The 18,127-nt window shown below is 40.5% G+C and carries 30 protein-coding genes; all 30 read right to left on the bottom strand.

Annotation, left to right across the window (positions count from 1 at the left end):
- Window positions 1–57: 57 nt before the first annotated feature.
- The 30 genes from DWV68_RS05830 to rpsS all read right to left on the bottom strand — a co-directional run bounded on the left by DWV68_RS05830 (window position 58) and on the right by rpsS (window position 18,119).
- Window positions 58–735: a TIGR00266 family protein gene (locus DWV68_RS05830; protein ID WP_118665273.1), complete on the bottom strand. Its 678-nt coding sequence runs from the start codon at window positions 733–735 to the stop codon at window positions 58–60.
- An 86-nt stretch (window positions 736–821) separates the two neighbouring features.
- Window positions 822–2,657 carry a hypothetical protein gene (locus DWV68_RS05835; protein WP_118665275.1) on the bottom strand — a complete coding sequence of 612 codons (1,836 nt, stop codon included), beginning with the start codon at window positions 2,655–2,657 and terminating at the stop codon, window positions 822–824.
- A 226-nt stretch (window positions 2,658–2,883) separates the two neighbouring features.
- Window positions 2,884–4,317 (bottom strand): helix-turn-helix transcriptional regulator, encoded by a 1,434-nt coding sequence (locus DWV68_RS05840; protein WP_158567209.1) that lies wholly within the window; start codon window positions 4,315–4,317, stop codon window positions 2,884–2,886.
- 168 nt (window positions 4,318–4,485) lie between these two features.
- Entirely contained in the window at window positions 4,486–5,022 is a 537-nt protein-coding gene (locus DWV68_RS05845; RefSeq protein ID WP_022242762.1) for a bL17 family ribosomal protein, read from the bottom strand.
- A 131-nt stretch (window positions 5,023–5,153) separates the two neighbouring features.
- Window positions 5,154–6,116, bottom strand: a complete 963-nt coding sequence (locus DWV68_RS05850) for a DNA-directed RNA polymerase subunit alpha (protein WP_022242763.1) — start codon at window positions 6,114–6,116, stop codon at window positions 5,154–5,156.
- 59 nt (window positions 6,117–6,175) lie between these two features.
- Entirely contained in the window at window positions 6,176–6,769 is a 594-nt protein-coding gene (gene rpsD, locus DWV68_RS05855; protein WP_022242764.1) for a 30S ribosomal protein S4, read from the bottom strand.
- A gap of 18 nt (window positions 6,770–6,787) precedes the next feature.
- Window positions 6,788–7,180 carry a 30S ribosomal protein S11 gene (rpsK, locus tag DWV68_RS05860; protein WP_022242765.1) on the bottom strand — a complete coding sequence of 131 codons (393 nt, stop codon included), beginning with the start codon at window positions 7,178–7,180 and terminating at the stop codon, window positions 6,788–6,790.
- Window positions 7,181–7,230: 50 nt separating this feature from the next.
- Window positions 7,231–7,599, bottom strand: a complete 369-nt coding sequence (gene rpsM / locus DWV68_RS05865; protein ID WP_022242766.1) for a 30S ribosomal protein S13 — start codon at window positions 7,597–7,599, stop codon at window positions 7,231–7,233.
- Between the two features lie 262 nt (window positions 7,600–7,861).
- Window positions 7,862–7,975 carry a 50S ribosomal protein L36 gene (rpmJ, locus tag DWV68_RS05870; RefSeq protein WP_003022746.1) on the bottom strand — a complete coding sequence of 38 codons (114 nt, stop codon included), beginning with the start codon at window positions 7,973–7,975 and terminating at the stop codon, window positions 7,862–7,864.
- Between the two features lie 170 nt (window positions 7,976–8,145).
- Entirely contained in the window at window positions 8,146–8,364 is a 219-nt protein-coding gene (infA, locus tag DWV68_RS05875; protein WP_022242767.1) for a translation initiation factor IF-1, read from the bottom strand.
- A gap of 19 nt (window positions 8,365–8,383) precedes the next feature.
- A complete protein-coding gene (locus DWV68_RS05880) occupies window positions 8,384–8,650 on the bottom strand; it encodes a KOW domain-containing RNA-binding protein (protein WP_117698353.1) in 267 nt (88 codons plus the stop codon).
- Window positions 8,632–9,414: a type I methionyl aminopeptidase gene (gene map, locus DWV68_RS05885; protein ID WP_022242769.1), complete on the bottom strand. Its 783-nt coding sequence runs from the start codon at window positions 9,412–9,414 to the stop codon at window positions 8,632–8,634. The genes DWV68_RS05880 and map overlap by 19 nt, the downstream gene beginning before the upstream one ends.
- Before the next feature lie 3 nt (window positions 9,415–9,417).
- Entirely contained in the window at window positions 9,418–10,062 is a 645-nt protein-coding gene (locus tag DWV68_RS05890) for an adenylate kinase (protein WP_022242770.1), read from the bottom strand.
- Window positions 10,063–10,179: 117 nt separating this feature from the next.
- A complete protein-coding gene (gene secY / locus DWV68_RS05895) occupies window positions 10,180–11,496 on the bottom strand; it encodes a preprotein translocase subunit SecY (RefSeq protein ID WP_117698352.1) in 1,317 nt (438 codons plus the stop codon).
- Window positions 11,496–11,936 (bottom strand): 50S ribosomal protein L15, encoded by a 441-nt coding sequence (rplO, locus tag DWV68_RS05900; protein ID WP_022242772.1) that lies wholly within the window; start codon window positions 11,934–11,936, stop codon window positions 11,496–11,498. The genes secY and rplO overlap by 1 nt, the downstream gene beginning before the upstream one ends.
- 25 nt (window positions 11,937–11,961) lie before the next feature.
- Window positions 11,962–12,141, bottom strand: a complete 180-nt coding sequence (rpmD, locus tag DWV68_RS05905; protein ID WP_022242773.1) for a 50S ribosomal protein L30 — start codon at window positions 12,139–12,141, stop codon at window positions 11,962–11,964.
- A gap of 13 nt (window positions 12,142–12,154) precedes the next feature.
- Complete coding sequence (gene rpsE / locus DWV68_RS05910) at window positions 12,155–12,664, bottom strand: 30S ribosomal protein S5 (protein WP_022242774.1); 510 nt, start codon at window positions 12,662–12,664, stop codon at window positions 12,155–12,157.
- A gap of 18 nt (window positions 12,665–12,682) precedes the next feature.
- Complete coding sequence (gene rplR / locus DWV68_RS05915; RefSeq protein ID WP_117698351.1) at window positions 12,683–13,051, bottom strand: 50S ribosomal protein L18; 369 nt, start codon at window positions 13,049–13,051, stop codon at window positions 12,683–12,685.
- Window positions 13,052–13,069: 18 nt separating this feature from the next.
- On the bottom strand, window positions 13,070–13,609 hold the full coding sequence (gene rplF, locus DWV68_RS05920; protein WP_022242776.1) for a 50S ribosomal protein L6: 540 nt from the start codon (window positions 13,607–13,609) through the stop codon (window positions 13,070–13,072).
- 190 nt (window positions 13,610–13,799) lie between these two features.
- Window positions 13,800–14,204 carry a 30S ribosomal protein S8 gene (gene rpsH, locus DWV68_RS05925; protein ID WP_117698350.1) on the bottom strand — a complete coding sequence of 135 codons (405 nt, stop codon included), beginning with the start codon at window positions 14,202–14,204 and terminating at the stop codon, window positions 13,800–13,802.
- Between the two features lie 115 nt (window positions 14,205–14,319).
- Window positions 14,320–14,505: a type Z 30S ribosomal protein S14 gene (locus tag DWV68_RS05930; protein WP_022242778.1), complete on the bottom strand. Its 186-nt coding sequence runs from the start codon at window positions 14,503–14,505 to the stop codon at window positions 14,320–14,322.
- Between the two features lie 17 nt (window positions 14,506–14,522).
- Entirely contained in the window at window positions 14,523–15,062 is a 540-nt protein-coding gene (gene rplE, locus DWV68_RS05935; RefSeq protein ID WP_022242779.1) for a 50S ribosomal protein L5, read from the bottom strand.
- A gap of 24 nt (window positions 15,063–15,086) precedes the next feature.
- Window positions 15,087–15,398, bottom strand: coding sequence for a 50S ribosomal protein L24 (gene rplX / locus DWV68_RS05940; RefSeq protein ID WP_022242780.1), 312 nt, complete (start codon window positions 15,396–15,398; stop codon window positions 15,087–15,089).
- 13 nt (window positions 15,399–15,411) lie between these two features.
- On the bottom strand, window positions 15,412–15,780 hold the full coding sequence (rplN, locus tag DWV68_RS05945; protein ID WP_022242781.1) for a 50S ribosomal protein L14: 369 nt from the start codon (window positions 15,778–15,780) through the stop codon (window positions 15,412–15,414).
- 18 nt (window positions 15,781–15,798) lie between these two features.
- Window positions 15,799–16,056 (bottom strand): 30S ribosomal protein S17, encoded by a 258-nt coding sequence (rpsQ, locus tag DWV68_RS05950; protein WP_022242782.1) that lies wholly within the window; start codon window positions 16,054–16,056, stop codon window positions 15,799–15,801.
- A 64-nt stretch (window positions 16,057–16,120) separates the two neighbouring features.
- Window positions 16,121–16,330, bottom strand: coding sequence for a 50S ribosomal protein L29 (gene rpmC, locus DWV68_RS05955; protein WP_022242783.1), 210 nt, complete (start codon window positions 16,328–16,330; stop codon window positions 16,121–16,123).
- On the bottom strand, window positions 16,320–16,757 hold the full coding sequence (gene rplP, locus DWV68_RS05960; protein WP_022242784.1) for a 50S ribosomal protein L16: 438 nt from the start codon (window positions 16,755–16,757) through the stop codon (window positions 16,320–16,322). The genes rpmC and rplP overlap by 11 nt, the downstream gene beginning before the upstream one ends.
- Complete coding sequence (rpsC, locus tag DWV68_RS05965) at window positions 16,757–17,413, bottom strand: 30S ribosomal protein S3 (protein ID WP_117698349.1); 657 nt, start codon at window positions 17,411–17,413, stop codon at window positions 16,757–16,759. The genes rplP and rpsC overlap by 1 nt, the downstream gene beginning before the upstream one ends.
- 10 nt (window positions 17,414–17,423) lie before the next feature.
- Window positions 17,424–17,810 (bottom strand): 50S ribosomal protein L22, encoded by a 387-nt coding sequence (gene rplV / locus DWV68_RS05970; RefSeq protein WP_022242786.1) that lies wholly within the window; start codon window positions 17,808–17,810, stop codon window positions 17,424–17,426.
- Window positions 17,811–17,837: 27 nt separating this feature from the next.
- Window positions 17,838–18,119 carry a 30S ribosomal protein S19 gene (gene rpsS / locus DWV68_RS05975; RefSeq protein WP_022242787.1) on the bottom strand — a complete coding sequence of 94 codons (282 nt, stop codon included), beginning with the start codon at window positions 18,117–18,119 and terminating at the stop codon, window positions 17,838–17,840.
- Between the last annotated feature and the right edge of the window lie 8 nt (window positions 18,120–18,127).

Below are 18,127 nucleotides of genomic sequence, written 5' to 3' on the forward strand. Positions count from 1 at the left end.
CTCTGCATACTTCTATGATTTACTTTCCAGTTGGTGCTTCATTTTTCCCTCGGAGATTTATTTTCCGCTCGGAAGATATGGGCGCAGACATCCTGCCATCTGTGAGATTGGCATGGACTGTAAGAATACACGGCCCGGTCCGGTTACTACGGTATTGAATACTCCCTCTCCACCAAACATGATATTCTTAAGGCCAGGTACGGTCTGTATGTCGATAGAACAGGAAGAATCCATTGCTGCAAGATATCCTGTGTCTACGATAATTGACTGGCCAGGCTGAAGCATATACTCTTTGATATAGCCATCAAATTCAACAAATGCCATTCCCTGTCCTGAAAGTCTCTGCATAATAAATCCTTCTCCGCCAAAGAAACCTGCTCCTGCTCTCTTCTGAAAAAATACGGACAATTCTACTCCTGAAGTAGATGCCAAAAACGCTGTCTTCTGACATACAATATCTGCCCCTGGCTGAATCTCAAATGCCCGGATACATCCTGGGAAACTGGATGCAAATGCAATGGTTCCCTGACCATTCATTGCAGTGTATGTATTTACAAACATACTCTCTCCACTAACCATTCTTCCAAACATTTTTCCAATTCCGCCGCCAACAGTATTCATCTGCATATTCGGAGACATCCAGGACATTGCTCCCTTTTCGGTAATCATCATTTCGCCTGACTCTAATTCACAGACTACAACCGGCATCGGTTCGCCTTCAATATTAAATCTCATTTCTAAACCCTCCTGCTGATTTGCATAACATTTTCATGAACCTTCTTCATTATAACAATATCGGAGTGGTCTGCCAATATATTCTATTAATTTTTTATCCGTTTTCTGCATCCAAAATAAATAGCTCCTATGCCACTGCACAGTGCCAGTAAAAACCAGATGCCAACCGGAGTCATGTCTCCTGTTTTCACGGTTGCGGTCTGTGATGTGTTTCCTGCGGTGGTATTTCCTGTTGTACTATTTCCTGCAGTACCGCTTCCTGTTGTGCCGTTGCCGTTTCCTGCTGTGCTGCTTCCTGCCGCACCATTTCCTGTTGTTCCGCTTCCCGGCGTTGTTGTACCTGATGAAGTTCCGGCTTCAAATACCAGTGCATATGCCGAAAATTTATCAGTTGCAAAGGTTATGGTTCCACTTGCTGCATCATACGTTGCAGGAAGTTTTTCATAGGCACCATCATGCTCTCGAATCACATAATAAGTTCCCTGCTGGTTCTTCATCTCATCTTTTACCTGAAGGGTTACATTTAATTTCGCATTTAAATCGGTCAACTGCGTTTCCCATGCATCGTTGGAATTTCCTTTGTTTACGACCTGGAATAAATCCATGGAAAGATAGCTTTGAATCTCTCCATTTCCTGCCTGTGCCTGCATGCCACCCTGTATCTGATTCAGTTCTGTTCCACTGATATCTGCAATATTTAACTGAAGATTTCCGGAACCAATAATGTTTTCTGCATTTCCAAGGGTTGCACCGTCTACTTTTGTACTTGCCGTATTTACTTTATCCTCTGACTTTGTAAATAATGCACTCAGATGTAAATCTGTTGCAGGCATATCCAATACAAAGGTACCTACCTGTGAATCTACTGCTGTCAGCTTTCCACCATTTAAAGATGCGCTTAATAACTGATAACCATAATCCGGTGTAAACTTAATGGTTACTTTGGTGCCTGCTTTAAATTCGGCATAGCCAAAGTCTCCATCCAGTCTTGTGGATGCATCTGCTATATTTCCACCTGCCAGTTCTGCTGCATTTACCACAGTTCCATCCCCTAACTGTGCACTGATTATTTCCACGCTTCCATGTTCAATAACGCAGTCATTTCCAAATCCATGCTGTTCTGCTACTGTAAGGGATGGTGCCCATATAATATTATAACTACGGCTGCTGTTCGTAGTCAGTGCTACTTCAATCTGATAGGAATCTGCCGGAGCCACTTCAAATTCCAGATTGTCTGTCGTTCCACCTAATGGAATTGCTGTTCCATTTACCATAATGGATGCAAATGCATAACCAAAATCTGCTGCAATTGCCACTCTGTGCTGCTGCGTCTTATCTCCAGCAAAGCTGCCCGATATATTCGTTCCCATTCCGGAACCAATCCTCATGCCATCTATCTGTAAGTCTCCAATTGCTCCTCCCACTGCAGTTGCTGTAACTGCAATTGTTTCTCCGGATGCCGGACCCGTTGTGGAACCACCGCCTCCGGATGCTGCAGTACGAAATTCCAGAATCAGTTCCACCTGCTCTGAGGCACTTACAGAAAATGCCTGTCCTCCCTCTGATGTAAGTATATTCTTGTCAAGGCTTGCATCCTGTGCACCATTTTTATTCACCTGACAGTGATTGATTATTGTATCCGTTCCACATACTACTTTAAAATGTACCGTATGATCAAGACTGTCATCCGGTCTGTTTATTTCTATTGGTGTATCATTATATGCAGTCTGGTTTACTTCTGTCCATTCAGCCGCCGTATCCCATTTATAATACACGGTTCCGGTCGCTGTGCTGTCCTGTCTTGCAATTCTGACCACTGCTTTCTGTCCATCAGCTTTTACAATCATGCCGGCACTTCCCATAAATAATGAAAATACCATAAAAAAGCTTAACAACCAGGAAATTTTCTTTCGCATCTTCATTTTTTTCTCCTTTACTTTCTTCTATAAACTGCCACTTCCACCGCACACATTGCAGGCTCCGCTGCCTCCCAGTACCACCAGCATAAGCAGACAAAGCAATCCTCTAATGGATTTTTTTCTCACGTTTTTCCTCCTTCCTTTTCTGTCCTTTTACTATATGAATATACGCTTTTCCCACCTGTTTTGATAAGTTTACATTTGTCTCATGTTAGGGATTTTCCACAATTTATGGCTGTTTCCAGCTATAATAAAACTGAAGAAGCCCAATTCTCGACTTCGTCTCTGTCTTTTCATTTAAAGAGGCCATATAACGGTACAATGCTGCTCTTGAAATATATAGCTGCTCTGCTATTACCTGCGCACTTTCATCAGAAGAAAGCAATAACCTTAACACATCCTGCTCCCTGTTTGTAAGTGCATAATTCTTCACAAACGCCTGAAATTTATCCTCCAAAAATTTTTCACGTTCTTTTTCCAACATTTTCGCCATATTTTCTTCCTGTATATCCATACGAAACTGTACCATATACAAATATACCAGCATACTGATAACTGCAAATAAAATCAATGCTATGATGCTGATGCGCATTCCATCCCCGGTCTCTATCAGCATCAGGGAAATAGTTCCTGTAATCCCGACACAGATATTATTTGTTGCCCTTCCAAGTCCAGCCCATAACTCCGGTACTTTCATATAATAGGAAAGGTCCATAAAACTGGTGGTAAAATATACCACAAAGAAGCCTGCGGACAAATAGAACACAATAAGACCTGCCATAAATGGTCCGCCCCAGACTATTATCACTACACACATTGTTGAAAGCAGTGTCACACAGTACATCATAATCTGCATAAATCTATGCTCTTTTATATCAAAAAGTACTCCTGCCAACAGTCCGCTTACCGCAAGCAATAATCTCGGCCACTGACCAATATCTACACTTCCACCTGCATGTACTAAAGTTACTGCATTGTCCAGACTGGAAAAAATGCATGTCATCAGAACCACTATCGAAATCAAAAGCAATGCCGCAAGCATCGGATGCCGGAGGCTTCGCCTGTTATTCTTCCGGATATCAGTATCTGAATCTGACCCTGAATCCTCTGCTCCTACTACCCCCCGGCTGCATTCCAGACTCAGTCTGCGAACCAGCAATACCATTGCCGCCAGAAAAACGGAAAGTGCAACAGACTCTACAGTGCTGTTATGTATCAGATTATTGCTGATAAACTGAAGCAGTAATCCAAATGCATATCCAAATCCAACGGTTTGTGCAAGTCCTTTTTCTGTCGAAAGGCTTACCACAGCATAATAATGTACAGCACTTCCAATCATGCCATATAAAATATAAAGCAGGAATCCGGATAAAAGCATACTTCGATAGGACAAATGCTCCTGAATTACGAAAATGCAGATGATTCCTGCTATCGGCAATAAATATAAACCTATCTCCCGCATCTTCTGGTTAAAATAACGGTTAATGCATGGGAATAACAGGAATCCTATTACGCTGATTCCCAGCACATAGTTCTGTGCCCTTACTACTCCTGCGGAATCTGTTGCATAGCGTATCATATTGTCAAACAGATACTCCGAGCCTAAAAATATATAATTGAAAATAGCCAGCACTGCTATGATTCGAATTCTTTCTGGTTTCATAAATTGTCTCATTGTCTGTTCCCTGCTCCATTCTTTTGTCTTAATTTCATTATATACAATTGTCTCTTTCCATCAAGTTGACAAATGTCTCATTTCCTGGAAACAAGCAAAAAAAAGCCAGGACACGAATGTCCTGACTCTTTTTTGATTCATATAAAACGATGTTAATTATACTAACTCGATAAGAACTTCTAAAGCTCCGTCACCTTTACGCTGACCAATCTTTACGATTCTTGTGTAACCACCGTTACGGTCTGCATACTTAGGTGCGATTTCGTCGAATAATTTTGCAACTAAATCAACTTTCTTTGTATTTTTCTTCTTTCCTGCTGCTTCTGTAGGAACTTCAGTTACAGGATAAAGAACTTTTAACATCTCTCTTCTTGCATGAAGACGGGAAGGATTATCCTTCTTGATTGTTTTTTCAACTTCGTCATATACAGTAACTTTCTTACCATCTACAACTTCTTTTACTCTCTTGCCGTCTTTGTCTTTTCTTGCAACTTTAGCTTTTACAGTAACTTCTTCGAAGTTATCTTTCTCACGAACTGCCATTGCAATAAGGCCTTCTGCAATTTTACGGATTTCTTTTGCTTTTGCTTCTGTGGTAACAATTTTACCATTGTTTAATAATGCTGTTACCTGATTTCTCAGTAATGCTTTTCTCTGGGAAGATGTTCTTCCTAATTTTCTATACTTTGCCATTTTTATTCCTCCATTTGTGGTACATCCGGCCATGCTCATCGGACTTACTTACCGAATGCTTGTTTTGTGCCACTCATGAACCAACATCACCACGCTCGTCGGACTTACTGGTGCTGCTGCACTGAGTTATCTTAAACCTCGTCGCCCTGATTGAGCTGAAGGCCTAATTCTTTTAATTTTGCTAATACTTCTTCCAAAGACTTACGTCCAAGGTTACGAACTTTCATCATATCTTCCGGTGTACGGTTTGTAAGTTCTTCAACAGTATTGATACCTGCTCTCTTCAAGCAGTTGTAAGAACGTACGGATAACTCCAGTTCGTCAATGTTCATCTCAAGAACTTTTTCCTTCGCATTGTCTTCTTTCTCAATCATGACTTCTGCTGTCTTAGCATTCTCGGAAAGGTCAATGAAAAGACTTAAGTGCTCGCTTAATACCTTTGCAGCTAAGCTGACTGCTTCATCTGGAGCAAGTGTTCCATTGGTATATACGTCAAGTGTCAGTTTATCGTAATCGGTAATCTGACCCACACGGGTATTCTGAATGGATAAGTTCACACGCTCTACCGGTGTATAGATAGAATCTACTGCGATTACACCAATTGGTAAATCTGCATCTTTGTTCTTATCTGCGCTGACATAACCTCTACCTTTGGTAATGGTTAATTCCATGTATAATTTGGAATCAGCACCGCCGTTTAAGTGTGCAATTACTAAATCCGGATTCATAATCTGAATATCCTGATCTACCTGAATATCTGCTGCTGTAACAACGCCTTCACCACTGAACTCAATGTAAGCTACCTTAGGCTCATCATCAGCGCTGTTATTACGGATTGCAAGCTCTTTGATGTTCATAATGATTTCAGTAACATCTTCCTTTACGCCAGGAATAGAACTGAACTCATGAAGTACACCATCGATTTTAACCTGACTTACTGCTGCACCTGGCAGGGATGACAACATGATTCTTCTTAAAGAATTACCAAGTGTTGTACCATATCCTCTTTCCAAAGGTTCGCATACGAATCTTCCATATCTTTTGTCTTCAGAAATTTCAGCAATTTCAATTGTTGGTTTTTGAAAATCGAACACTACAAAGCCCCTCCTTCTTTCGGGTAATTTGTTTCTTCTTTCAGCCCGCTAGTTTATGATTATTTAGAATACAACTCGACGATAAGCATCTCGTCTACTGGTACATCAATCATTTCTCTGGAAGGTAACTCTTTTACGGTTCCCTGCATTTTCTCTGCATCAACATCAAGCCATTCCGGAACTAATCTGCCGCCAGCTACTTCTACGACATCTTTCATTCTCTGGGAATTTTTACGGCTCTCTTTGATTTCGATTACATCGCCAGCTTTTACCAGGTAAGAAGGAATGTTAACTAACTTTCCGTTAACTGTAACGAATTTGTGGTCAACGATCTGTCTTGCTTCTCTTCTGGTTCTTGCAAATCCAAGACGGAAGATAACATTATCAAGACGGCTCTCTAAGATAGTCATCAGGTTTGTACCTGTCATACCTTTCATCTGGTCTGCTTTATCATAATAGTTACGGAATGGTTTCTCTAATACTCCGTAAATGAATTTTGCTTTCTGTTTTTCGCGAAGCTGAAGGCCATACTCAGATACCTTCTTGTTCGCTCTCTTTAATTCTCTGTTAGATTTTTTATCATATCCCAAATAACTTGGCTCTAAACCAAGAGATCTGCATCTTTTCAGAACAGGAACTTTATTTACTGCCATTTTAGATATCCCTCCTAATTATACTCTACGACGTTTTGGTGGACGACATCCATTATGAGGAACTGGAGTTACGTCACGAATAGAAAGAACTTCAAGTCCGGCTGCCTGAAGGGCACGGATTGCTGCTTCTCTTCCTGATCCTGGTCCTTTAACCATAACATCAACTGTTTTTAATCCATGTATAAGAGCTGCTTTTGTAGCAGTTTCTGCTGCCATCTGTGCAGCATATGGAGTAGATTTCTTTGAACCTCTAAATCCAAGACCACCGGCACTTGCCCATGATAATGCATTACCTTCAGCATCTGTTAATGTAACGATGGTGTTATTGAAGGATGCCTGAATATGTGCCTGTCCATGTTCAACGTTTTTTCTTACACGCTTTTTTGTCACTTTTTTTGTAACTTTAGCCATATCTAAACTAACCTACTTTCTTAAATTTAAAATTATAAAGTTGCCAAGAATTATTTTTTCTTGTTTGCAACAGTTCTCTTAGGACCTTTTCTTGTTCTTGCATTGGTCTTTGTTTTCTGACCACGAACCGGAAGTCCTTTTCTATGACGGATTCCACGATAGCATCCGATTTCCTGTAATCTCTTGATATCAAGAGCTGTCTGACGTCTTAAGTCACCTTCTACAACCTGAGTCTCATCGATTACTGCACTAATTCTTTTTACCTCGTCGTCAGTTAAGTCTCTGCAACGGGTATCAGGATTAACGTTTGCCTCAGCAAGGATACGGTCAGCACTAACTCTGCCGATTCCATAGATATAAGTCAAACCAATCTCAACACGTTTTTCTCTTGGTAAATCTACACCTGCAATACGAGCCATGTGTGTTTACACCTCCATATAGATTTCTTTGTTAATAGTAAGGAATTCCAAAGACCCATGCAGCTGCGGTTTCCCGCCCTGAAATGTGTGCATACACCTTTTTCTTCCTATAGTAATGATTGCTTAGCAATCCCAGCCACAATCTGCTGCATCCTCTCGGTATGTAAGGACTGCGCAACAGACCACGCGCGTTCGCGTTATATTATGAACAGCACATTCTCATGCGCTGCAGCCGCACATAATTTTTCAAACAAAGTGGAAATTAACCCTGTCTCTGTTTGTGCTTAGGGTTTTCACAGATGATTCTGATGCTTCCCTTTCTTTTGATAACTTTGCACTTCTCGCAAATAGGTTTAACTGATGATCTTACCTTCACAGCATAATCCTCCTTTCTACTTGCCTGCGCCCCGGAAAACCTGTTTCCATGGGTATTTCTCTTTTCTTTCTGCTAAACAGCATAATATGCCCTTGTTTTCACAAAAGCGTCCATTTAGCATTTTAGCATAGAAATTCCGAAAAATCAACTACTTTTCTCGAATTTTCTCCTTATTTATCTCTCCAGATAATTCTGCCCTTTGTCAGATCATATGGAGACATCTCAATCGTAACCTTATCACCTGGTAAGATACGAATGAAATTCATTCTTAATTTGCCGCTGATATGCGCCAGTACCTGATGGCCATTCTCAAGCTGCACCTGAAACATTGCGTTTGGAAGCTTTTCCAAAATTGTTCCTTCTACTTCAATTACATCTGCCTTTGACATTTTCTTTCCTCCTGCTAAATCAATCTTTTCTGGTTAATATATATTGCTCATAAGCCTTAATCAGCTTTGCTGCTTTTGCATTTTCTGTAAGCCCCGGGTTATTTACTGCTTCTAAGACTTCCTGCGGAAGCTTTTTTACAAGCTGTACATGTTTGTAGCTTTTCTTTCTCGGCCGGTCACAGGTTCTTGTGGTTCCATTTACAAGATAGACGAATTTTTCATCCTGTGACTGCACTACATAGTACTGATTCCGGTCGTGACCTGCCTTTACTCTTGCCAGATACATTCTCTTTCCTCCTCTGTCAATGTAAGGATTTCCGGTCTTCCTTCTGTAATCAAAATGGTGTTTTCATAATGTGCAGATAAGGAACCATCGTAGGTTACTACTGTCCATTCATCATCCATCCATTCCACATCCGGGCTTCCGGCATTTATCATCGGCTCAACTGCCAATGTCATTCCTGCCTTCAGCTTCAGTCCTCTTCTCCACTGACGGAAATTCGGAATCTCCGGTTCCTCATGAAGATGGGTTCCAATGCCATGCCCTACCAGATCATATACAACTCCGTAGCCGTAGCTTTCTGCATAATCTCCGATTGCTCCTGAGATTTCATAAAGCCTTCTTCCGGCTCTTGCATACTGCATTCCCTGGAAAAAGCTTTCCCGGGTTCTTTCTATTAAAAGAGCAGCCTCTTTACTGATTTCACCAACTCCATGGGTTCTTGCCGCATCGGAATGATATCCCTTATAGATAAGACCGGTATCAAGGCTTACGATATCGCCTTCCTTAATAATATGGTCTTTTCTTGGAATTCCATGAACAACTTCGTCGTTGACCGATACACAGACGGATGCCGGATAGCCCTGATAATTCAGGAAATTCGGTTCGCAGCCAAGGCTGCGGATGGTCTCTTCTCCGATTTTATCAATCTCCCATGTGCTGATTCCAGGTTTGATTGCACGTTCCAGTTCCTGATGTACTTTAGCAAGATACTTTCCTGCCTGACGCATCAGCTCTATTTCTTCTGCTGATTTAATCGTAACCGACATTATTTACGCTCCTAAGATTGTAACGATGGCTTTGAATACTTCATCCATCGGCTGTGTTCCGTCTACAGATTTTAAAATGCCCTGATTCTTATAATAATCAATCAATGGCTGTGTCTGCTCATGATATACTTTTAATCTCTTCTGAACTGTCTCTGGCTTATCATCTTCACGCAATACGATTTCGCTGCCACAACGGTCACAGATTCCTTCTACCTTTGGTGGAATGGAAATAAGATGATAGGTTGCTCCACAATTTAAGCAGGCTCTTCTGCCGCTCATACGATTTACGATATTTTCGTCTGGAACATCTACATCAATTGCATAGTCCATCTTCTCGTTTATTTTACCAAGTGCTGCATCCAATGCTTCTGCCTGAGGAATGGTTCTTGGAAAACCGTCCAGTACGAAGCCGTTCTTGCAGTCATCCTGCTGTATTCTGTCCATTACCAGATCACAGGTTAATTCATCCGGAACTAAAGCTCCCTGGTCCATATACTGTTTTGCTTTCTTGCCTAATTCTGTTCCGTTTTTGATATTTGCACGGAAAATATCTCCTGTTGAGATGTGTGGAATAGAATATTTATCTGCAATCTGTTTTGCCTGTGTACCTTTACCAGCACCCGGCGCTCCTAACATAATAATTTTCATATAAAGAAAACCTCCTGTTTACCTTCTTCTTTGCAAGCTAATCTGCTTTTTCTTCTATAAACAACTTTAGTGCACCACAGGAGACGCTGCATTTGCAGCACCCCCTTCTGGTACACATTAGTCATTCAAAAATCCTTTATAGTAACGAACTAACATCTGGGATTCGATCTGTTTAATTGTCTCGATAACAACACCTACGATAATGATGATAGATGTTCCACCGAAAGATACGTTTGCTTTAAATACTCCATTGAAGAAGATTGGAATAACTGCAACAATGGATAAGCCTGCCGCACCGATAAAGACAATGTAATTTAAAATCCGATTCAGATAATCGCTGGTTGGTTTTCCAGGTCTGATACCCGGGATAAATCCACCCTGTCTCTTCATGTTGTTCGCAATCTCCAGCGGATTGAATGTAATGGATGTATAGAAGTATGCAAATGCAATAATCAATACAAGATATACAGCCAAACCAATGCTGTAGATTGGCTCCTGTGGGTTGCACCAGTTAGACTGGGATAATCCCTTTAAAATCTTACTGCCAATTCCTGTTCCATTGCCCTTTCCTAAGAGAGACGCAATAACAACCGGGAACTGCATTAAAGACTGTGCGAAGATAACCGGAATAACTCCACCGGTATTTACTTTCAGAGGAATATGCGTAGACTGACCGCCTACCTGTTTTCTTCCCTGAATTTTCTTCGAATATTGTACCGGAATCTTTCTCTGAGCTGCCTGAAGGACAACGACAAAGACAACGGTTACTAAAATGATTGCTGCGATAATTACTACTGCAAGAACTGCTTTTGCAGGAATCTTTCCTTTTACAAACTGCTCATACAGTGTTCCAAAATCGCTAGGAATTCGTGAAATAATGTTGATTACAAGTACGATAGAAATACCGTTTCCAACACCCTTTTCCGTAATTCTCTCACCAATCCACATAAGTACTGCAGAACCTGCTGTCAAGGTTACAATTACCTGAAGAACCGTAAGCCATCCTTTATCGGTCAGATAACCGCTTCTGGAGAATCCGATTGCCATTGCAATTGCTTCGATTAAAGCCAGAGCAACAGTCACATAACGTGTAATCTCTGCAATTTTCTTTCTTCCCTCTTCGCCGTCACGCTGCATCTCTTCCAGTTTTGGAATTGCAATCGTCAACAGCTGCATGATGATGGAAGATGTGATATATGGTGTGATATTCAATGCAAAGACGGACATCTGTAAGAATGAACCGCCTGTTACTGCATCGAAAAAGTTAAACGCATCACTACTCTGATTAGCAAACCAGTCTGCAAACACATTCCGGTCAACACCCGGAATCGGTAACTGTGAACCGATTCGGATGATAATCAGCATAAAAAAGGTAAATAAAATTCTATTTCTAATATCTTTTACTTTAAATGCGTTACGAACTGTATCAAACATTAGATCACCTCAGCTTTTCCACCAAGAGCCTCGATTTTTTCTTTTGCGCTTGCGCTGAATGCATTAGCCTGAACTGTGAGCTTCTTAGTAAGTTCGCCGTTTCCAAGGATCTTAACTCCATCTCTTGGATTCTTTACGATACCTTTTTCCAGTAAAGTTTCAACAGATACTACTGCATCGTTGTCAAATACTTCAAGAGCAGATACATTGATTCCAACGATAGTCTTGGAATTAATACATTTGAAACCTCTCTTCGGTAATCTTCTGTATAAAGGCATCTGGCCACCTTCAAAGCCTGGTCTTGGAGCTCCGGAACGAGCTTTCTGTCCCTTGTGTCCTTTACCAGCGGTCTTACCGTTTCCTGAACCGTGACCACGGCCTCTTCTGAAATTATCACTATGCTTAGAACCTAATGCCGGCTGTAAATTGGATAAATCCATTTCTGGCACCTCCTTATCTCTATAATTAGATTTCTTCTACTTTCACTAAATGTCTTACCTGCTGAATCATTCCTCTAACAGCTTTGTTATCCGGACGTTCAACTGATGCGCCAATTTTCTTAAGACCTAATGCTTCTACTGTCTTTTTATTCTTTGGCACTGCACCGATAGTAGATTTTACGAGTGTAATTTTTAAATTTGCCATTTCTTATTCCTCCTTAACCTACTACTTCTTCTACAGATAATCCACGAAGTTTTGCAACTTCTTCCGGGGATTTCAGTTTGCTTAAAGCATCGATAGTAGCAAGTACTACGTTCTGCTTATTGTTGGAACCAAGAGATTTTGTACGAATATTCTCGATTCCTGCCAGCTCACATACGTTACGAGCCGGACCGCCTGCGATAACACCGGTACCTTCTGGAGCTCTCTTTAATAAAACAGATGCACCAGTATGTTTTCCGCTGATATCATGAGTAATACTATTGTTCTCATCTAATTTTACAGTGATAAGTTTTTTCATAGCATCTTCTTTTCCTTTGCGGATTGCTTCAGGAATTTCAGTTGCTTTTCCAAGTCCTGCGCCCACATGACCATTGCCGTCACCAACAACAACAAGAGCTGTGAAACGCATGTTACGTCCACCTTTTACAACTTTCGTAACGCGCTTGATTGATACCACTTTTTCTGTTAATTCTAATTGACTAGCATCAATAATTGTACGTTTCATGTACTGTTTTCCTCCTTATTAGAATTCTAATCCAGCTTCTCTTGCTGCGTCAGCTAATGCTTTTACTTTTCCGGAATATATGAAACCGCCTCTATCAAAGACAACTGTTGTAATACCTTTTTCTAATGCTTTCTTTGCAATTGCAGTACCAACCTGTGCCGCTGCATCAACGTTATTAGTCTTCTCGCAAGCTGCTTTTACATCTTTATCCATTGTAGATGCTGCTACGAGGGTATTGCCAACTGTATCGTCAATAATCTGAGCGTACATATGATTATTACTTCTAAACACAGCTAAACGTGGTCTCTCTGCTGTTCCAGCCAGGCGATTACGCAGTCTTCTATGTTTATTTTCACGAGCTGCTGTTCTTGATTCTTTATTAACCATCTCTCGTCACTCCTTTAATTATTTCTTACCAGTTTTACCAACTTTACGTCTAATAACTTCATCAGCATATTTGATACCTTTTCCTTTGTAAGGTTCAGGTCTTCTCTTATCTCTGATTTCAGCTGCGTACTGGCCAACTTTTTCTTTATCGATACCTTTGATGATAATCTTGTTACCATCTACTGTAGACTCTAATCCTTCTGGATCTTCCATCTCTACCGGATGAGAATATCCAAGGTTTAATGTAAGTTTCTTTCCTGCTTTAGATGCTCTGTAACCTACACCATTTACTTCAAGTTCTTTGGTAAATCCATCTGTTACACCAACAACCATGTTGTGAATCAGTGTTCTTGTTAATCCGTGTAAGGATTTCATTTTCTTCAAATCATTTGGTCTTGTAACGGTTACTTCAGAACCTTCTACTTTGATTTCCATCTCGGATGGTAATACTCTGCTTAATGTTCCTTTTGGACCCTTTACAGTCACCTGATTATTTTCTGCTAATTCCACAGTAACACCTGCTGGAATTGCGATTGGCATTCTTCCAATTCGTGACATGCCCGTACCTCCTGTATAATTTGTGGTTTATTGTTACCTGCGCTATGCCTTAAGAATATACTCTTAAGGTAGTTCTGCTCGCTCACTCCGCGCCGCACCCCAAAGGGCTTGCGCTCAGTAATCTCACAGAACGGCTTTCACACTAGCCTCAATCTTCGCCTGCGGCTCGATTTCATCAAGTGTTCAATGCCTACCAAACAAATGCTAATACTTCGCCACCAACCTGAAGCTTTCTAGCCTCTTTGTCAGTGATGATTCCCTGGTTTGTGGAAAGAATTGCGATTCCAAGTCCACCAAGTACCTTAGGAAGATTATCTTTACCAGCGTATACACGAAGTCCTGGTTTAGAAATTCTCTTCAGTCCGGTAATAATCTTTTCATTCTTATCTGCACCATATTTTAAGGTTACACGAATGGTCTTAAAGATTCCATCTTCAATGATGTCATATTTTGCAATGTATCCTTCTCTTACTAAAATGTCTGCGATTGCCACTTTGATTTTAGAAGCCGGGATATCAACTGTATCATGTTTTGCAGTGTTTGCATTACGGATTCTTGTAAGCATATCTGCAATTGGATCACTTGTCATTGTCATGATGTGTCTGCCTCCTATTATTCTTCTCTTTCTTTGTTGTAGATGTTCTCCGTCAAGTTCGACCTACGCCACAAGGGCTTCGGTCTCACTCAATTTAAGAGAATGGCTTTACAGCCTACCAGCTTGCTTTCTTTACGCCCGGAATCTGACCTTTGTAAGCCAGTTCACGGAAGCAAACTCTACAGATTCCATATTTTCTTAAATATGCATGTGGACGACCACAGATTCTGCAACGATTGTATTCTCTAGAAGAGAATTTCTGTTTACGCTGCTGTTTTACTTTCATAGAAGTCTTTGCCATTTAAATTCCCTCCTGTCTTATTTAGCGAATGGCATATTGAATAATGTCAATAATTCGCGTGCTTCTTCGTCTGTCTTTGCAGTTGTTACGAAAATAATATCCATTCCTCTTACTTTATCAACCTTATCGAATTCAATTTCAGGGAAAATGATCTGCTCTTTGATACCAAGAGCGTAGTTACCTCTACCGTCGAAAGCGTTCGGATTAACTCCTCTGAAGTCACGTACTCGTGGTAAAGCTAAGTTTACCAGACGGTCTACGAACTCATACATCTTCTCGCCTCTTAAAGTAACTTTACATCCGATCGGCATTCCTTCTCTTAACTTGAAGTTAGCGATGGAATTCTTTGCCTTTGTAGTAACTGGTTTCTGACCGGAAATTGTTTCCATATCTTTCATAGCTGACTCTAAGATTTTAGCGTTTTCTTTTGCTTCACCAACACCCATGTTGATAACAATCTTAGAAAGCTTTGGTACTTCCATAATGTTTTTATAGCCGAACTTTTTGGTCATTGCATCAATGATCTCGTTCTGGTACTGATCTTTAAGTCTACTCAACTTGCTGCTCCTCCTCTCTTACGATTAATCGATTACATCACCTGTAGATTTTGCATAACGTACTTTCTTATCTCCATCCATTTTGAAACCTACACGGGTAGCTTTTCCTTTGTGAAGATACATTACGTTAGAAGCATCAATAGGTCCTTCCTGATGGATGATTCCACCCTGCTGGTTAGCCATGCTTGGTTTTGCATGTTTTGTTACCATATTGATACCTTCAACAAGTAAAGTATTGTTTTTCTTATTTACAGCAATTACTTTGCCTTCTTTGTCTTTGTCTTTTCCAGCGATTACCTTTACAGTATCACCTTTTTTAATTTTCAAGCTTGCCATTTTCGGGTACCTCCTACAATACTTCCGGAGCCAGAGAAACAATTTTCATAAACTGTTTTTCACGAAGCTCTCTTGCTACTGGTCCAAAAATACGAGTTCCTCTTGGGGTTTTATCATCTTTGATAATAACTGCAGCGTTTTCATCGAATTTGATATAAGAGCCATCTTTACGACGAGCACCTTTTACTGTACGAACAACGACTGCCTTTACAACGTCACCTTTTTTAACAACGCCGCCTGGTGTTGCATCTTTAACAGTAGCTGTAATTACATCACCAATATTTGCATATCTTCTGGTTGAACCGCCCATAACACGGATGCACAGCAATTCTTTTGCTCCAGTGTTATCAGCAACCTTAAGTCTGGTTTCCTGTTGTACCATGCCGGTAGCCTCCTTCTATTATTTTGCTCTTTCCATAATCTCTACAAGTCTCCATCTCTTATCTTTAGAGAGTGGTCTTGTTTCCATTACTCTGACGGTATCACCGATTTTACACTCGTTGTTCTCATCATGAGCTTTTAATTTGTATGTCTTCTTTACGATCTTGTTATATAATGCATGTCTTACGTTATCTTTAACAGCAACAACAATGGTCTTATCCATTTTATCACTTACAACAACGCCTACACGTGTTTTTCTAAGATTTCTTTCTTCCACGACGAATCTCCTTTCATTTATGATTGCCTGTTTGCCTGCTTAAGCAGGTATGATTCTTTTGAAATTATTCAGCAACTTTTTCTTTCTGAGTAATAACGGTCTGGATTCTGGCAATATTCTTTCTAACTTCTTTGATTCTGCTCGTGTTATCCAGCTGATTTGTTGCGTTCTGGAATCTCAAATTGAAAAGTTCTTTTTTAGCTTCAACCAACTGCATTTTTAAATCAGCAGCGGACTGTGTGTTTAATTCTTCTAAATATTTACTAGTTTTCATTTGATTCACCGCCTTCTAAGTCTGCACGAGAAACCACTTTGCATTTACAAGGTAATTTGTGTGTAGCAAGACGTAATGCCTCTTTTGCAACCTCATCAGATACATCAGAGATTTCAAATAATACACGTCCTGGTTTTACTACAGCTACCCAGTACTCTAAAGTTCCTTTTCCGGAACCCATACGGGTTTCTGCTGGTTTTGCAGTTACTGGTTTGTCTGGGAAAATTTTAATCCAGACACGGCCACCACGCTTAATATATCTTGTCATAGCAATACGGGCTGCCTCAATCTGATTGGAACGAATCCAGCATGGTTCAAGTGCTACGATACCGTAGGAACCATTTGTAATTTTATTTCCTCTCATCGCTTTTCCGGCCATAGAACCACGGAACTGTTTACGATGTTTTACTCTCTTAGGCATTAACATTACTGAACTCCTCCTTCCTTATTTCCTTTTGTAGGAAGTACTTCTCCTTTATAAATCCAAACTTTAACACCAACTTTACCGTATGTGGTGTCTGCTTCAGCAAATCCATACTCGATATCTGCTCTTAATGTCTGAAGTGGAATAGTTCCTTCTGAATAAAACTCGGTACGAGCCATATCAGCTCCGCCAAGACGTCCGGATACGGATGCCTTAATACCCTTTGCTCCAGCTTTCATACATCTTCCCATACAGGATTTCATTGCTCTACGGAAGGAAACACGGTTCTCTAACTGAAGTGCAATGTTCTCAGCTACTAACTGAGCATCTTTGTCTGGTCTCTTTACTTCTTTGATATCTACAACAAGTTTCTTGTCTGTAAATTTCTGTAATTCAGCTTTTACTTTCTCGATTTCAGCTCCGCCTTTACCGATTACAACGCCCGGCTTAGCTGTGTAAAGGATAACCTTTACTCTGTCGGATGCTCTTTCGATTTCAATCTTAGAAACACCTGCAGCATATAATTTCTTTTTCAGAAATGTTCTGATGTTATAGTCTTCTACTAAGAAATCAGCAAAATCAGATTCTGCGTACCATTTGGAATCCCAGTCTTTGATAACGCCGACTCTTAAGCCATGAGGATTAACCTTCTGTCCCATGTTTGCCCTCCTATCTTTCATTCAGCACAATTGTTAAGTGGCTTGTTCTCTTCTCGATTCTGTAAGCTCTACCCTGTGCTCTTGGTCTGATTCTCTTCATTGTTGGTCCTTTGTTTGCGTAGCACTCCTCAACATAAAGGTTTTCTGTGCTCATTCCGTTATTGTTCTCTGCATTTGCAATAGCAGATTTTAATAACTTCTCTATTACGCTTGATGCGTATCTTGGATTGTAAGTTACAATTGCAAGTGCTGTCTCAACGTCTTTACCGCGGATAGCATCTAATACGAAACAAGCTTTCTGAACTGACATTCTTGCATAAGACAACTTTGCGGAAGGTCTAGTATCTTTTACTGCATTTCTTTCTCTCTTAATCTGACTTCTATGTCCTTTTGCCATGAGTGAAACCTCCTTTCAAAATTCTATTTATCTAACGCCTGATTTCTTCTCGTCTTTTCCATGGCCTCTGTAAGTTCTTGTTGCTACGAACTCACCGAGTTTGTGTCCAACCATATCCTCTGTGACATATACAGGAACATGTTTTCTTCCGTCATGAACAGCAATTGTATGTCCAACGAAGGATGGGAAAATTGTGGAACGACGTGACCATGTCTTGATAACTGATTTATCATTTGCTGCGTTCATAGCATCTACTTTTTTCAGTAAGCTTTCGTCTGCAAATGGTCCTTTTTTAAGTGATCTTGCCATTTTATTTC

Source organism: Roseburia sp. AF12-17LB (genome assembly GCF_003479605.1).
GTDB classification, from domain to species: domain Bacteria; phylum Bacillota; class Clostridia; order Lachnospirales; family Lachnospiraceae; genus Roseburia_C; species Roseburia_C amylophila.

Excerpts from the sequence above, each read along its gene's own strand:
- DWV68_RS05830 (WP_118665273.1), bottom strand. The coding sequence starts at position 735 with ATGAGATTTAATATTGAAGGCGAACCGATGCCGGTTGTAGTCTGTGAA.
- DWV68_RS05835 (WP_118665275.1), bottom strand. The coding sequence starts at position 2,657 with ATGAAGATGCGAAAGAAAATTTCCTGGTTGTTAAGCTTTTTTATGGTA.
- DWV68_RS05840 (WP_158567209.1), bottom strand. The coding sequence starts at position 4,317 with ATGAAACCAGAAAGAATTCGAATCATAGCAGTGCTGGCTATTTTCAAT.
- DWV68_RS05845 (WP_022242762.1), bottom strand. The coding sequence starts at position 5,022 with ATGGCAAAGTATAGAAAATTAGGAAGAACATCTTCCCAGAGAAAAGCA.
- rpsD (WP_022242764.1), bottom strand. The coding sequence starts at position 6,769 with ATGGCAGTAAATAAAGTTCCTGTTCTGAAAAGATGCAGATCTCTTGGT.
- rpsK (WP_022242765.1), bottom strand. The coding sequence starts at position 7,180 with ATGGCTAAAGTTACAAAAAAAGTGACAAAAAAGCGTGTAAGAAAAAAC.
- rpsM (WP_022242766.1), bottom strand. The coding sequence starts at position 7,599 with ATGGCTCGTATTGCAGGTGTAGATTTACCAAGAGAAAAACGTGTTGAG.
- infA (WP_022242767.1), bottom strand. The coding sequence starts at position 8,364 with ATGTCAAAGGCAGATGTAATTGAAGTAGAAGGAACAATTTTGGAAAAG.
- DWV68_RS05880 (WP_117698353.1), bottom strand. The coding sequence starts at position 8,650 with ATGTATCTGGCAAGAGTAAAGGCAGGTCACGACCGGAATCAGTACTAT.
- map (WP_022242769.1), bottom strand. The coding sequence starts at position 9,414 with ATGTCGGTTACGATTAAATCAGCAGAAGAAATAGAGCTGATGCGTCAG.
- DWV68_RS05890 (WP_022242770.1), bottom strand. The coding sequence starts at position 10,062 with ATGAAAATTATTATGTTAGGAGCGCCGGGTGCTGGTAAAGGTACACAG.
- secY (WP_117698352.1), bottom strand. The coding sequence starts at position 11,496 with ATGTTTGATACAGTTCGTAACGCATTTAAAGTAAAAGATATTAGAAAT.
- rplO (WP_022242772.1), bottom strand. The coding sequence starts at position 11,936 with ATGGATTTATCCAATTTACAGCCGGCATTAGGTTCTAAGCATAGTGAT.
- rpmD (WP_022242773.1), bottom strand. The coding sequence starts at position 12,141 with ATGGCAAATTTAAAAATTACACTCGTAAAATCTACTATCGGTGCAGTG.
- rpsE (WP_022242774.1), bottom strand. The coding sequence starts at position 12,664 with ATGAAACGTACAATTATTGATGCTAGTCAATTAGAATTAACAGAAAAA.
- rplR (WP_117698351.1), bottom strand. The coding sequence starts at position 13,051 with ATGGTTAATAAAGAATCAAGAACAGCAGCTCGTGAAAATAAACATAGA.
- rplF (WP_022242776.1), bottom strand. The coding sequence starts at position 13,609 with ATGTCACGAATTGGAAGAATGCCAATCGCAATTCCAGCAGGTGTTACT.
- rpsH (WP_117698350.1), bottom strand. The coding sequence starts at position 14,204 with ATGACAATGACAAGTGATCCAATTGCAGATATGCTTACAAGAATCCGT.
- DWV68_RS05930 (WP_022242778.1), bottom strand. The coding sequence starts at position 14,505 with ATGGCAAAGACTTCTATGAAAGTAAAACAGCAGCGTAAACAGAAATTC.
- rplX (WP_022242780.1), bottom strand. The coding sequence starts at position 15,398 with ATGGCAAGCTTGAAAATTAAAAAAGGTGATACTGTAAAGGTAATCGCT.
- rplN (WP_022242781.1), bottom strand. The coding sequence starts at position 15,780 with ATGGTACAACAGGAAACCAGACTTAAGGTTGCTGATAACACTGGAGCA.
- rpmC (WP_022242783.1), bottom strand. The coding sequence starts at position 16,330 with ATGAAAACTAGTAAATATTTAGAAGAATTAAACACACAGTCCGCTGCT.
- rplP (WP_022242784.1), bottom strand. The coding sequence starts at position 16,757 with ATGTTAATGCCTAAGAGAGTAAAACATCGTAAACAGTTCCGTGGTTCT.
- rpsC (WP_117698349.1), bottom strand. The coding sequence starts at position 17,413 with ATGGGACAGAAGGTTAATCCTCATGGCTTAAGAGTCGGCGTTATCAAA.
- rplV (WP_022242786.1), bottom strand. The coding sequence starts at position 17,810 with ATGGCAAAAGGACATAGAAGTCAGATTAAGAGAGAAAGAAATGCAGTA.
- rpsS (WP_022242787.1), bottom strand. The coding sequence starts at position 18,119 with ATGGCAAGATCACTTAAAAAAGGACCATTTGCAGACGAAAGCTTACTG.